12 protein-coding genes are annotated in these 12,193 nt (G+C 74.4%); 10 read left to right on the forward strand and 2 right to left on the reverse strand.

Annotation, left to right across the window (positions count from 1 at the left end; genetic code table 11):
- The first annotated feature begins 88 nt into the window (after window positions 1-88).
- From RZ84_RS34295 to RZ84_RS34330, 8 genes are all read left to right on the forward strand, one after another.
- Window positions 89-469 carry a hydrogenase maturation nickel metallochaperone HypA/HybF gene (locus tag RZ84_RS34295; RefSeq protein WP_043268528.1) on the forward strand — a complete coding sequence of 127 codons (381 nt, stop codon included), beginning with the start codon at window positions 89-91 and terminating at the stop codon, window positions 467-469.
- 4 nt (window positions 470-473) lie between these two features.
- The gene (gene hypB / locus RZ84_RS34300; RefSeq protein ID WP_043268529.1) at window positions 474-1,259 is read left to right on the forward strand and encodes a hydrogenase nickel incorporation protein HypB; all 786 of its coding nucleotides are present in this window, start codon (window positions 474-476) and stop codon (window positions 1,257-1,259) included.
- Window positions 1,256-3,757 carry a carbamoyltransferase HypF gene (gene hypF / locus RZ84_RS34305; protein WP_043268531.1) on the forward strand — a complete coding sequence of 834 codons (2,502 nt, stop codon included), beginning with the start codon at window positions 1,256-1,258 and terminating at the stop codon, window positions 3,755-3,757. Before hypB ends, hypF begins: the two co-directional genes overlap by 4 nt.
- 67 nt (window positions 3,758-3,824) lie before the next feature.
- A complete protein-coding gene (locus RZ84_RS34310) occupies window positions 3,825-4,112 on the forward strand; it encodes a HypC/HybG/HupF family hydrogenase formation chaperone (protein WP_043268533.1) in 288 nt (95 codons plus the stop codon).
- Window positions 4,109-5,233 carry a hydrogenase formation protein HypD gene (hypD, locus tag RZ84_RS34315; RefSeq protein ID WP_043268535.1) on the forward strand — a complete coding sequence of 375 codons (1,125 nt, stop codon included), beginning with the start codon at window positions 4,109-4,111 and terminating at the stop codon, window positions 5,231-5,233. Before RZ84_RS34310 ends, hypD begins: the two co-directional genes overlap by 4 nt.
- Complete coding sequence (gene hypE, locus RZ84_RS34320; RefSeq protein WP_043268537.1) at window positions 5,226-6,314, forward strand: hydrogenase expression/formation protein HypE; 1,089 nt, start codon at window positions 5,226-5,228, stop codon at window positions 6,312-6,314. Before hypD ends, hypE begins: the two co-directional genes overlap by 8 nt.
- Before the next feature lie 56 nt (window positions 6,315-6,370).
- Window positions 6,371-7,444 carry an AraC family transcriptional regulator gene (locus tag RZ84_RS34325; RefSeq protein WP_043268539.1) on the forward strand — a complete coding sequence of 358 codons (1,074 nt, stop codon included), beginning with the start codon at window positions 6,371-6,373 and terminating at the stop codon, window positions 7,442-7,444.
- A 316-nt stretch (window positions 7,445-7,760) separates the two neighbouring features.
- Window positions 7,761-8,936, forward strand: coding sequence for a lipase family protein (locus RZ84_RS34330; RefSeq protein ID WP_043268541.1), 1,176 nt, complete (start codon window positions 7,761-7,763; stop codon window positions 8,934-8,936).
- Between the two features lie 100 nt (window positions 8,937-9,036).
- Here the strand turns inward: RZ84_RS34330 and RZ84_RS34335 are convergent, their stop codons facing one another.
- Window positions 9,037-10,338, reverse strand: a complete 1,302-nt coding sequence (locus tag RZ84_RS34335; RefSeq protein ID WP_043268543.1) for a Dyp-type peroxidase — start codon at window positions 10,336-10,338, stop codon at window positions 9,037-9,039.
- A 206-nt stretch (window positions 10,339-10,544) separates the two neighbouring features.
- On the opposite strand from RZ84_RS34335, the gene RZ84_RS34340 reads away from it, so the two are divergent.
- On the forward strand, window positions 10,545-10,766 hold the full coding sequence (locus RZ84_RS34340) for an acyl-CoA carboxylase subunit epsilon (RefSeq protein ID WP_043268545.1): 222 nt from the start codon (window positions 10,545-10,547) through the stop codon (window positions 10,764-10,766).
- Window positions 10,767-10,786: 20 nt separating this feature from the next.
- Here RZ84_RS34340 and RZ84_RS34345 read toward each other — a convergent pair whose 3' ends face one another.
- Window positions 10,787-11,863: an MFS transporter gene (locus RZ84_RS34345; protein ID WP_241777987.1), complete on the reverse strand. Its 1,077-nt coding sequence runs from the start codon at window positions 11,861-11,863 to the stop codon at window positions 10,787-10,789.
- A 59-nt stretch (window positions 11,864-11,922) separates the two neighbouring features.
- Here RZ84_RS34345 and RZ84_RS34350 point away from each other — a divergent pair, with 59 nt between their 5' ends.
- Complete coding sequence (locus RZ84_RS34350; protein WP_043268547.1) at window positions 11,923-12,111, forward strand: hypothetical protein; 189 nt, start codon at window positions 11,923-11,925, stop codon at window positions 12,109-12,111.
- Window positions 12,112-12,193 lie beyond the last annotated feature (82 nt).

Consider the following 12,193-nt stretch of genomic DNA (forward strand, 5'->3'; position numbering starts at 1 on the left):
CCCCGGCGAGGCACCCCGGACGCCCCGGGGCCGCACCGTCTAATGAGGCCAGCGGCAACCGGTCGTCACACCCGAGAGAGACGGACCGATGCACGAGATGTCCATCGCGCTGGCGGTCGTGGACCAGGTCGAGAGCGCGGACCGGCCGGACGGGGCGACGGCGGTCAGCAGCGTCCGACTCCAGATCGGCGAACTCGCCGGAGTGGTCCCCGACGCACTCGCCTTCTCCTTCCAACTCGCCTGCGAGGGAACGGTGCTGGCGGGTGCGGAACTCATCACCGAAGCGGTCGCGGCACGCGCCCGCTGCATCCCGTGCGCGGAGAGCTGGCCGGCCGGCATGCCGCCGCAACTGAGCTGCCCCGGATGCGGCGGGGCGTCCGTGGAACTGCTGTCGGGCCGTGAACTGCGGATCGCCGACGTCAGCTGGCGCGACGCCCCGGTACCCACACCGACGCACGAGGAGCGCTGATCCCATGTGCCGTGTCATCGACCTCCAGCAGGCCGTGCTCGCCAAGAACGACGCCTGCGCCCACACCCTGCGCGAGGACCTGGCGGCCCGCGGCACCGCGGTCGTCAACCTGCTCTCCAGCCCCGGCAGCGGCAAGACCGCCCTGCTGGAGCGCGAGCTCACGCTGGCCCGCAGCCGCGGGCTGCCGGTCGCCGCGCTCACCGCCGACCTGGCCACCGAGAACGACGCCGTCCGGCTGGCCCGCTCCGGAGTGCCCGTCAAGCAGGTGCTCACCGACGGGCTCTGCCACCTGGAAGCCGAGATGCTCGGCGGGCACCTGGACGGCTGGCTGCCCGCGGACACCCGGTTGCTGTTCGTCGAGAACGTCGGCAACCTGGTCTGCCCGGCCTCCTACGACCTGGGGGAGACGCTGCGCATCGTGCTGGCGTCGGTGACCGAGGGCGAGGACAAACCGCTGAAGTACCCGACGGCCTTCGGGCTGGCCCACCTGGTGGTGATCACCAAGACCGACATCGCCCACGCGGTCGCTTTCGACGAGGCGACGTTCCGCGCCAACGTGGAGCGGGTCAACCCCGGCGTCGAGGTCGTGCGCACCTCGGTGCGCGGTGCCGAGGGCGACGGGGTGCTCCTCGACCGGGCGCTGGCGGCCCGGGACGGCGGGCCGGTCCACATCCCGGTCATGACCCGGCAGTCGCACCATGTGCACGACGTCGACCACCACCATGCGCACGACCACGGCACCGCGGACCGCGCCGGCGACTCCGGAGCCGTGGGGTCGGGCCGCTCATGACCACAGGGCGGCCCGGTGCGGGCACTGCTTCCCCCGTTCCCGCATCCTCCCCCGAGCTTGCGACCCCGATCGCGCAAGGGGGACCCCCGTATGCGGGAGAGGCCCCCCGCACCGGAGCGGCTCGCACCGCGCGCCCCACCGAGGCCGTCACGACGGCAGCCCGCCGCCGGATCGTCGTGCGCGGCATCGTCCAGGGCGTCGGGTTCCGCCCGTTCGTCCACGCTCTGGCCACCGAACTGGGGCTGACCGGCCATGTCACCAACACCGGCGAGGGCGTGGTGGCCGAGGTCGAGGGCCCGCCCGGCGCGCTGCTCCGCTTCGGCGAGCGGATCCGCGGCGAGGCGCCGCCGCTGGCCGTCGTGGAGGCCGTCGAGGGCGCGGACATCGCCGTCGCCGGGGACACCGGCTTCGCCATCCTCCCGTCCCGCAGCCACGGCCCGGCCCGCACCCTGGTCGCCCCGGACGCCGCCACCTGCGACGCCTGCCTGACCGAGCTGACCGATCCGGCCGACCGCCGCTACCGGCACCCCTTCCTGACCTGCACGCACTGCGGGCCGCGCTTCACCATCGTCCGCGCCCTGCCCTACGACCGCGCGCTGACGACCATGGGCCGTTTCCCCATGTGCCCGCGCTGCGCGGCCGAGTACGCCGATCCGGCCGACCGGCGGTTCCACGCCCAGCCGATCGCCTGCCACGACTGCGGCCCCCGGCTCCGGCTGCTGGCCGCCGACCCGGACGATCCCGCCGGTGCGCCGCGCCCGGTGTCCGGGGACCCGGTCGCCGCGACCCGCCGGCTGCTGGCCGAAGGCGCGATCGTGGCGGTCAAGGGACTCGGCGGCTATCACCTGGTCTGCGATGCCGGTGCCGACGCCGCCGTCACGCTGCTGCGGCGGCGCAAGGCCCGCGGCGACAAGCCGTTCGCACTGATGGCCCGTCATATCGCTGACGTGGAAGGGCTGGTGTCGGTCGGCGCGGCCGAACGGGAATTGCTCACCGGGCCCGTCCGGCCCATCGTGCTGCTGCGACGGCGGGACCGGGCGGCACCCGGCGCACCGGCGGTGTCGGACGCCGTCGCGCCCGGCAGCCCCGACCTGGGGGTGATGCTGCCGTACACGCCGCTGCACCACCTGCTGTTCGGACTGCCGGGCGATCCCCCGGGGCCCCGGCTGCTGGTGATGACCAGCGGGAACGTCGCGGGCGAACCGATCGTCACGGACGACGGCGAGGCCCTGGAGCGGCTGGCGCACCTTGCGGACGCCTGGCTCGGCCACGACCGGGCTATCCAGGTCCCGTGCGACGACTCGGTGGTCCGGATCAGCGACGGGGAGCCGCTGTTCGTCCGGCGCTCGCGCGGCTGCGCGCCGTATCCGATCGCCCTGCCCGTCCCCGTACGCCCCGCGCTGGCGACCGGCGGCGACCTCAAGAACGTGCTGTGCCTGGGCGAGGGTCGGCGCGCCTGGCTGTCCGCGCACATCGGCGACATGGACGACCTGGCAACCCAGTCGGCGTTCGAGCGCGCCGGGGCCCACCTGGAGACGATCACCGGAGTGCGTCCGCGGCTGCTCGCCACCGACCGGCACCCCGGATACCGCACCGGCCGGTGGGCCTGCCGCCACACCGACGGCCGGCCGCTGGTCCGGGTCCAGCACCACCATGCGCATATCGCCGCCGCCATGGCCGAACACGGACTGGACGGCCGCCGCCCGGTGATCGGCGTCGCCTTCGACGGCACCGGCTACGGCGACGACGGCGCGATCTGGGGCGGTGAGGTGCTGCTCGCCGACTACGCCGGATACCGCCGGTTCGCCCAGCTCGGCTATGTCCCGCTGCCCGGCGGCGACACCTCCGTACGCCGCCCCTACCGGATGGCGCTGGCGCATCTGCACGCCGCCGGGATCCCCTGGAGCCAGCAGCTGCCCCCGGTGGCCGTCTGCCCGCCGGACGAACGGCGGCTGCTGGCACGCCAGTTGGAGCGCGATCTCAACTGCGCGCCCACCTCCAGCATGGGCCGCCTCTTCGACGCGGTCTCCTCGCTGACCGGGATCTGCCACCACGCCGGGTACGAGGCCCAGGCCGCCGTCGCGCTGGAGGCCGCCGCGCTGACCGCCGGCGAGGAGCACGGCCCCGGCTACGCCTTCGCGCTGAGCGCCGGGGCCGGGACCGGCGGCGCCGAGCTCGTCGCCGACCCCGCCCCGGTCCTCGCCGCCGTCACCGAGGACGTCCGCGCCGGCACCGGCCGGGCGGTGATCGCGGCCCGCTTTCACGCCGCGGTCGCCGGGCTCGTCCGGCGCTGCTGCGCCCTGGCGCGGGAGCGCACCGGCCTGGCGACCGTCGCGCTGACCGGCGGGGTGTTCGCCAACACCCTGCTGGCCGAGACCGCCGCCGGGCTGCTGAGGCAGGACGGCTGCACCGTGCTGCGGCACCGGCAAGTGCCGCCCAACGACGGCGGGTTGGCGCTGGGACAGCTGCTGGTAGCGGCCCGGACGCGCGGCTCGTGACCGTTCTGTGCCCGCTGTCGAACCCGCTTGTGAACCCGCTTGTGTACCCGCACGACGAGGAGGACCCATGTGCCTGGCGGTGCCCGGCAAGGTGATGGAGATCGAGGAACGCGACGGCACCCGGATGGCCACCGTCGACTTCGGTGGCGTGGTCAAGGAGGTGTGCCTGGAGTACGTACCGGATCTGGCGGTGGGTGAGTACGCGATCGTCCATGTGGGCTTCGCGCTCCAGCGGCTGGACGAGGAGTCGGCCCGGAAGACCCTGGCGCTCTTCGAGGAACTCGGCCTGCTCCAGGAGGAGTTCGGCGACCCGTGGGAAGCGGCGGCGGAAGTGGACCGGGAGGCGCGGCAGTGAAGTACATCGACGAATTCCAGAATCCGGAGCTGGCCCGGCGGCTGTTCGACGAGATCCGCGCCACGGTGACCCGGCCGTGGGCGCTGATGGAGGTGTGCGGCGGCCAGACGCACACCATCATCCGGCACGGTATCGACCAACTCCTGCCCGACGAGGTCGAGTTGATCCACGGACCGGGGTGCCCGGTGTGCGTGACGCCGCTGGAGGTCATCGACAAGGCACTGGAGATCGCCGCCCGCCCGGACGTGATCTTCTGCTCCTTCGGCGACATGCTCCGCGTACCGGGCAGCGACCGCGACCTGTTCCAGGTGCGCGGCGAGGGGGGCGACGTCCGGGTGGTCTACTCCCCGCTCGACGCGCTGAAGATCGCCCGGCAGAACCCGGACCGCGAGGTGGTGTTCTTCGGCGTCGGCTTCGAAACCACCGCTCCGCCCAATGCCATGACGGTCTATCAGGCACGGAAGCTGGGCATTCGCAACTTCAGTCTGCTGGTCTCCCATGTCCGCGTGCCGCCCGCCATCGAGGCGATCATGACCTCGCCCAGCTGCCGCGTCCAGGCGTTCCTGGCCGCCGGCCATGTGTGCAGCGTGATGGGCATGGGGGAGTACCCCGAACTGGCCGAGCGCTTCAAGGTGCCCATCGTCGTCACCGGGTTCGAACCGCTGGACATCCTGGAGGGCATCCGGCGCGCCGTCGGCCAGCTGGAGCGCGGCGAACACACCGTCGACAACGCCTATCCGCGGGCGGTCCGCCCGGAGGGCAACCCGGCGGCGCAGGCCATGCTCGCGGATGTCTTCGAGGTCACCGACCGGTCCTGGCGCGGCATCGGCACCATCCCCGCCAGCGGCTGGCGGCTGTCCGAGCGCTACCGCGACTACGACGCCGAACACCGCTTCGCGGTCGACGGCATCACCACCTGCGAGCCCGCCGCCTGCCGCAGCGGCGAAGTGCTGCAAGGGCTGATCAAGCCGAACGAGTGCCCGTCGTTCGGCACCACCTGCACCCCGCGCACCCCGCTCGGCGCGACCATGGTCTCCAGCGAGGGCGCCTGCGCCGCCTACTACCTCTACCGCCGACTCGGCGTCACGCCCACCCCGCTGGAGGCGAGCCCCGTTGTCTGACACCACCTCCCAGAGCCCCCGCGACCTGCCCACCGTCGACATCTCCGGCTGGACCTGCCCGGCCCCGCTGCGGGAGACCCCCCGCGTCGTCATGGGGCACGGCGGGGGCGGCGCGCTCTCCGCCGAACTCGTCCAGCAGATCTTCGTCCCCGCCTTCGGCGGTGAACTCCTCGCCCAGCTCGGCGATTCCGCGGTCTTCTCCCTGGGCGGTCTCCGGCTCGCCTTCTCCACCGACTCCTATGTCGTCCGGCCGCTGTTCTTCCCCGGCGGCAGCATCGGCGACCTGGCCGTCAACGGCACCGTCAACGACCTCGCGATGAGCGGCGCCCGGGCCGCCTACCTCTCCTGCGGGTTCATCCTGGAGGAGGGCGTAGAGATGCCGGTGGTCGCCGGGGTCGCCGACGCCATGGGCGCCGCCGCGCGGGCCGCCGGGGTGGAGGTGGCGACCGGTGACACCAAGGTCGTCGAGGCCGGCCACGGCGACGGGGTCTATCTGAACACCGCGGGCATCGGGCTGATCCCGCCGGGCGTCGATCTGCGCCCGCAGCGGGTGGTCCCCGGCGACGTGGTGATCGTCAGCGGCGACATCGGCGTCCACGGCGTGGCCATCATGAGCGTCCGCGAGGGCCTGGAGTTCGGCGTGGAGATCGAGAGCGACTGCGCCGCCCTCGGCGGCCTCGTCCAGGCGATGCTGGCCGTCACCCCCGATCTGCACGTGCTGCGCGACCCCACCCGCGGCGGACTGGGCGCCGCGCTCAACGAGATCGCCACCGTCTCCGCGACCGGCGTCGTCATCAACGAGCGCGCCATCCCCGTCCCGCCCGCCGTCGCCAACGCCTGCGCCGTCCTGGGCCTCGACCCGATGTACGTCGCCAACGAGGGCAAGCTGGTGGCCTTCGTCCCCCGCGAGCACGCCGACGCGGTGCTGGACGCGATGCGCGCGCACCCCCTGGGCGCCGGGGCCGCGGTGATCGGCGAGGCGGTCGCCGCGCACCCCGGGATGGTGGTGGCACGTACGCCGCTGGGCGGTACGCGGGTGGTCGACCTGCCGCTGGGGGAGCAGCTGCCGCGGATCTGCTGACCGGGCCGGGGCACACCCGCTGACCTCTGCGCCCGCGGCGGCTACGGTGTCGGGCCATGGGTCGCCCGACGATCGCGATGCACCATGTGCGGGCCGCGCTGGGCGGGGCGCGGCGGCTCGGCATCGACACCGTGCCGCTGCTGCAGAGCGCGCGGATCCCGCCGCTGCTGCTCGGCGACGACCGGGCCCGGGTCACCGGGGAGCAGTTCGCCCTCCTGATCCGGGCCCTGCACCGCGCCACCGACGACGAGTTCCTCGGCCTGGGCCCGGTCCCCAGCCGCCGCGGCACCTTCGCGATGATGTGCCACGCCTGCCTGGGCTGCCCGGACCTGGGGTCCGCCCTGGAACGGGCCGCGTGCTTCTACGCGTTGTTCCCCGGCGGCCCGGTCATGACCGTCGACGGGGGCGCCGCCTCCGGCACCGCCGTCTTCTCCGTGCGCAGCGATCTGCGCCCGTACGACGACGCCGACTTCCTCGCCGAATGCGTACTGATCATCTTCCACCGGCTCTCCAGCTGGCTGATCGGGCGCCGCATCCCGCTGCGCTGGGCCCACTTCGCGCATCCGGCGCCCGCCCACGCCGGCGAGTACGACCTGCTCTTCGGCTGCCCGGTCCGCTTCGGCGCCGAGCACACCGCGGCCGGCTGGGACGCGCACTGGCTGGCCGCGCCCGTGGTGCGGGACGAGGCCGCGCTGACCGCGATGCTGCGGCGGGCGCCGGCCGATCTGCTGGCCCGGCGGGAGTACGGCACCACCGTCGCCGAGCAGGTGCGGCGCACCCTCGCCCGCGCGTTGCGGGCGCCGGCGCCGGCACGGCTCCCGGAGGCCGCGGAGATCGCGGCCCGGCTCGCGCTCAGCCCGGCGACCCTGCGGCGCCGGCTCCAGGCCGAGGGCACCTCGTACCAGCGGCTCAAGGACGCGGTACGCCGGGACGCGGCGATCACCGCGCTGGCCGCCGGCCGGGAGCCGATCGCCGAACTGGCGGCGCGGATCGGCTTCTCCGAGGACACCGCCTTCCACCGCGCCTTCCGCCGCTGGACGGGCACCACACCGGGCGCCTACCGGCTGCACGGCGACGGCACGGACCCGGGCGGGCGCCTGCCGCCTGCCACGCACGGTCAGCAAAGCTGAGCGTCCCGGTCAGCTCCCTCCTTACCCGCGAGTCACTACGGTCGGGCCAACCGCCCTCGGGTCTGTCCGGTGGGTCAGGGTCGGAACGGCCGCGGCGTCTGGTGCGGTGCGGCTCGGCTTCCGGTGACTGGCCGATGAGCCGAGGCGGAGCGCAAGGCGCCGGAGCGTCCTGATAGCGGAGCTATCGGGGCCGTTCGGCAACGCAGCGTGGGGGCACCTCCCAGCGTTAGCCGGGGGAGTGCCGTGCCGGACGCCGCGGGCCCCGGCCCTGACCCACCGGACGGACCCCAGCCCTCAGGTCAGTTGGGAGAGCCGTATGCACCTTCGCTCCGCGATACCGACCACCGCCACCGCCCTGGCCCTGCTGCTCGGCCTCTCCGGCGCGGGCGCCGCGACGGCAGCGCGGCCCGCGCCCGGGGACGGCCGCCCCGGCGACCTCGTGACCGCCGCCCCGACGTCCTTCCACCCGTTGCCCGGCCAGCCCACCCGGACCCGCGCCTGGCACATCACCTACCGCTCCACCACCGCCAAGGGCGCCCCCAACACCGTCTCCGGCACCGTCATCGTCCCCGACGACGGCAAGAAGGGTCCGCGCCCGCTCATCACCTACGCCGTCGGCACCGTCGGCCTCGCCGACTCCTGCGCCCCCTCGGCCGGCTTCCCCAAGGGCACCACCATGGAGGCCAACCTCATCCAGCAGCTCACCCGCCGCGGCTGGGCGGTCGCGGTCACCGACTACGAGGGGCTGGGCACCCCCGGCGACCACACCTACACCGTGGGGCGTGCCGAGGGGCAGGCCGTCCTGGACGCGGCCCGCGCCGCCGAACGGCTCCCCCAGGCGGGCGCCGCCGGGGTCACCGAGGACTCCCCGGTCGGCATCATGGGCTACTCCCAGGGCGGCCAGGCCAGCAGCTGGGCGGCCGAACTGCACCGTTCCTACGCGCCCGAGCTCAAGGTCAAGGGCACCGCGACCGGCGGCGTACCGGCCGATCTGCTCAAGGTCGCGGACGCCAACAACGGCAACATCGGCGCCGGGCTGATCCTGATGGCCGCCATCGGCCAGAACGCCGCCTTCCCGGAGCTGCACCTGGACCGCTACCTCAACGACGAGGGCCGGCACTACGTCGACTTCCTGCGCCACAACTGCGTCGTCCTCGACGTCGCCGCCGGCCTCTTCAAGAGGATCTCCGATGTGACCGTCAAGAACCCGCTGTACGAGCCGGACTGGCAGGCCCGGTTGCGGGAATCCACCCTCGGCACGCGCGCGCCGGACGCGCCGGTGTACCTCTACCACGGAACCGCCGACGAACTGATCCCGTACGGCGTCGGCAAGCAGTTGCGGGCCGACTGGTGCGCCAAGGGCGCCCAGGTGCAGTGGAGTTCGATCCCGCTGGGTGAGCATGTGGCCGGTGCGATCGTGGGCTCCGTACCGGCCGCCGACTGGCTCGCCGGCCGCTTCGCGGACAGGCCGGCGGGCGGCAACTGCGGCTGACCGGAACCGCCTTACGCACCCCGGACAACGCGCGCCCCGGGGCACCTCGTGAGCCGAGGCGCCCCGGGGCGTCTTCGCGCGGTGCGCGCCGTGCGCCGGGTCAGCCGTTGCGGGGCCGGGTGTCCCGCATCAGCCGGGATCCGAACCAGTCGTTCCGGTCCCGTACGCCGGGCAGCACGAAGAAGTAGCCGCCCCCGAACGGGGTGATGAAGCGGGACAGCGGCTCGTGCCGCAGCCGCCGCTGCACGGTGGCGAACTGCCGCTCCAGATTCTGCTGGTAGCCGACGAAGACCAGCCCCAGGTTCATCCGGCCGTGCTCGTCGAACCCCTTGCTGTAGTTGTAACTCCGCCGCAGGAAACGGGAGTCGTCGGTGCCGCGGGTGCGCGGATTGGCCAGCCGGATGTGGGAGTCGAGCGGGATCTTCCTGCCGTCCGGGTCCTTTTCGTAGTACGGCGCGTCGCTCTCGTGCACACCGTCCAGCGGGGCGCCGCTCGCCTTGCGCCGCCCGAAGATCCCCTCCTGGCGGGACACCGGCAACCGCTCCCAGGAGTCCGTGTGGAAGCGGATCAGCCGCAGCGCCTGGTAGCTGCCGCCCACGGCCCACTCCGGCTCACCGCACCGCGGCGTCACCCAGAGCAGCCGGTCCACCTCCGCCGCCGAGTCGGTGTCCGGGTTGACGATCCCGTCCTTGAAGCCGAGGAAGTTGCGTGGTGAGCCCGACGGCCGCGACGGGTTCATGAACGCGTCCATCCGCCAGCGAGGCCGCAGCAGCCCCTCCGTCTCCCGGGCCACGTCGCGCAGCACGTGCACCACGGCGTCCGGGTGCTCCGCACAGATCTGCAGCGACAGGTCGCCGTGGCAGCGCGCCGGGTCCAGCCGGTCGTCGGGGAACGCCGGCATCGCCTTCAGGTGCCGCGGCTTGTGCCCGGCGAGCCCGAACCGGTCGTCGAACAGCGCCGCCCCCACGCCGAGGGTGACGGACAGCGAGTCCGGCGTGGGCCGTTCCGCCGCCACCTTCTCGTCCGCCGGCTTCACCCCGGCCCCCAGCACCCGGAACCGCTCGGTGAGCCGCTGGAACAGCTTCTCCAGGTCCGCGCGGCTCTGCCCCACGAAGTCGTAGGCGACGAACCCGGCGAACAACTGCTGCGGTGTCACGATGCCGGCCTGGTGCAGGCCGTGGAACGACACCCGGTCCGGCGGCAGCCGCCGGCCGTCGTCCGACGTGCCGTTCGGGGCGGGGGCCACGGCCTGTGCCGACCGGCCCGCCGGTACCGCGGCGGCCCCGCCCGCCCGCCCCCCCGAGGCCGCCGTCCCCGCGAACCCCGCCGCACACCTGAGGAAGTCCCGGCGCCCGTCGTCCCGCGCCGGGCCCCGCTCTTCGCCGGTCCGCTCACGTCTCATCGTCCCGCCGTCTCCACTTCGTGATCCGCTGCCGCTGTACGTGCCCATACCTGCGCGCGATCCTGACCGCCCGCCGTGCGTGCCCGGCGCTCAACACGGCCGGGGCCGCCGGAATCACGCCTGGGGCCCCGTCCGGCCGCCCGAACGGCGCACACCGCGCCCGCTCCCGCGCGACACCGTCCGCCCCCGCTCCTAGCGTCGGCCGTGTGACCCGTCCGACCGATGACCCGTCGGAGATCCGGTTCCGGATCGTCCGGGGCCACGCCGAGCCCGAGGAACTCGCCGCTCTGACCGTCGTCCTGTGCGCCCAGCTCGCCGGCGCCCGGTCCGCGCCGAACGAGGTTCCCGACCACGGGCTCACCGCGCTCCGGCTGCGCAACCACAGCGCCCGGTTGTCCTGCTGGGCGGGGTGCTGGGTCTGCGGCTGACCCGGGGTCCGGACCACCGGCTACCGGAGGGCGGCGCGTGCCCCGACGGCCCCAGGGACGTACCGCGCCGCCAGCCCGGCCGCGGCCAGGAAGCCGGCCGCGCCGGCGAGCACCGCGGTGTGCAGCCCCGGGACGAGCCCGGCGGCGGTCAGCGTCCCGAACACGGCGACACCGAGGACGCTGCCCAGTTGGCGGGCGGCGTTGAAGACCGCAGCGGCGGCACCGCTCCGCTCACCGGGCGCCGCCTCCATCACGGCCGCGGTGGACGCCGGCATGGTCAGCGCGGTACCGAACCCGGCGGCGGCCATCGGTGCCACCAGCGCGGGATACGGCGTATCGGGGCCCGCGCACAGCCAGCCGGCCAGGCCCGCCGCGCCGATGGCCAGGCCCGCCACCATCGGGGGCCGCGGACCCGTCCGGGCCGTCAGGCGCCCGCCCAGCGCGGAGCCGGCGGCCACCGGGCCGACGGCCGGCAGCAGCGCGAAGCCGGTGCGCAGCGCGCTGTAGTGGTGGACCTGCTGGAAGTACAGCGGGGCGAGGAACAGCAGCCCGTAGAAACCGGTGTTGAGCAGCACGCCGATGACGGCGGAGGCGGCGAACGCCCGGTTGCGGAAGAGGTTCGGCGGCAGCATGGGCGCGGCCGAGCGCCGCTCCAGGAGCAGGAAGGCGGCCGACCCGAGGACCGTGACGGCGAACGCGCCGAGCACGGCGGGGTGGGCCCAGCCCAGGGCACCGGCCTCGATGCAGCCGGTGGCCAGTGCCGCCACGCTCACCGCCGCCGCGGTCTGCGCCCGGAGGTCCAGACCGGTCCGGGCCGAGGCGGCGGGGGAGCGGGGTATGCACCGCAGCGTCAGCAGCAGCGCGGCGAGCCCCACGGGCAGGTTGACGAAGAACACCGAGCGCCAGCCGAGCGCGGTGACCAGCACCCCGCCGAGCACCGGCCCGGCCCCGGCACCGAGACCGGCGACCATGCCCCAGACGCCGAAGGCACGGGCGCGGGACGCCGGGTCGGGACGGGCCGCCCGCAGCAGCGCGAGCGAGGCGGGCACCAGCAGCGCGGCACCGACCCCCTGCACCAGCCGGGCCAGGACCAGCACCGCGACCGTCGGCGCGAGGGCGCACCCGGCCGCGCCGCCGCGCCTCGGTCCGCTACTGCGTGGACTGGGCCGAACAGCGCCACCACCTGGCGGGGGCCCTCGGCGCCGCGGTCACCGCCCGGATGTTCGCCCTGGACTGGCTGCGCCACGGCACGTACCGCCGGGTCGTCCGGCTCACGGACGCCGGCCGGGACGGCCTCGTGACGACCTTCGGCGTTCCGCCCGACCGGCTCGGCCGGGGCGCCTAGCTCCCATCCGCCCCCTTCCTCACCCGCTCCGGCCGCACCGTGTCACGAACACGTCGAGTAGGGTCCTGACCAGCCGGAACAG

The sequence above is a fragment of the Streptomyces sp. CT34 genome (assembly GCF_000805335.1).
In the GTDB taxonomy this organism is placed as follows: Bacteria; Actinomycetota; Actinomycetes; order Streptomycetales; family Streptomycetaceae; genus Streptomyces.

What these genes read in the sequence shown, in the direction of transcription:
- RZ84_RS34335 (WP_043268543.1), bottom strand. Translation starts at nt 10,338, where the DNA reads ATGAGACGTGAGCGGACCGGCGAAGAGCGGGGCCCGGCGCGGGACGAC.
- RZ84_RS34325 (WP_043268539.1), top strand. Translation starts at nt 6,371, where the DNA reads ATGGGTCGCCCGACGATCGCGATGCACCATGTGCGGGCCGCGCTGGGC.
- RZ84_RS34310 (WP_043268533.1), top strand. Translation starts at nt 3,825, where the DNA reads ATGTGCCTGGCGGTGCCCGGCAAGGTGATGGAGATCGAGGAACGCGAC.
- RZ84_RS34330 (WP_043268541.1), top strand. Translation starts at nt 7,761, where the DNA reads ATGCACCTTCGCTCCGCGATACCGACCACCGCCACCGCCCTGGCCCTG.
- RZ84_RS34295 (WP_043268528.1), top strand. Translation starts at nt 89, where the DNA reads ATGCACGAGATGTCCATCGCGCTGGCGGTCGTGGACCAGGTCGAGAGC.
- hypB (WP_043268529.1), top strand. Translation starts at nt 474, where the DNA reads ATGTGCCGTGTCATCGACCTCCAGCAGGCCGTGCTCGCCAAGAACGAC.
- hypF (WP_043268531.1), top strand. Translation starts at nt 1,256, where the DNA reads ATGACCACAGGGCGGCCCGGTGCGGGCACTGCTTCCCCCGTTCCCGCA.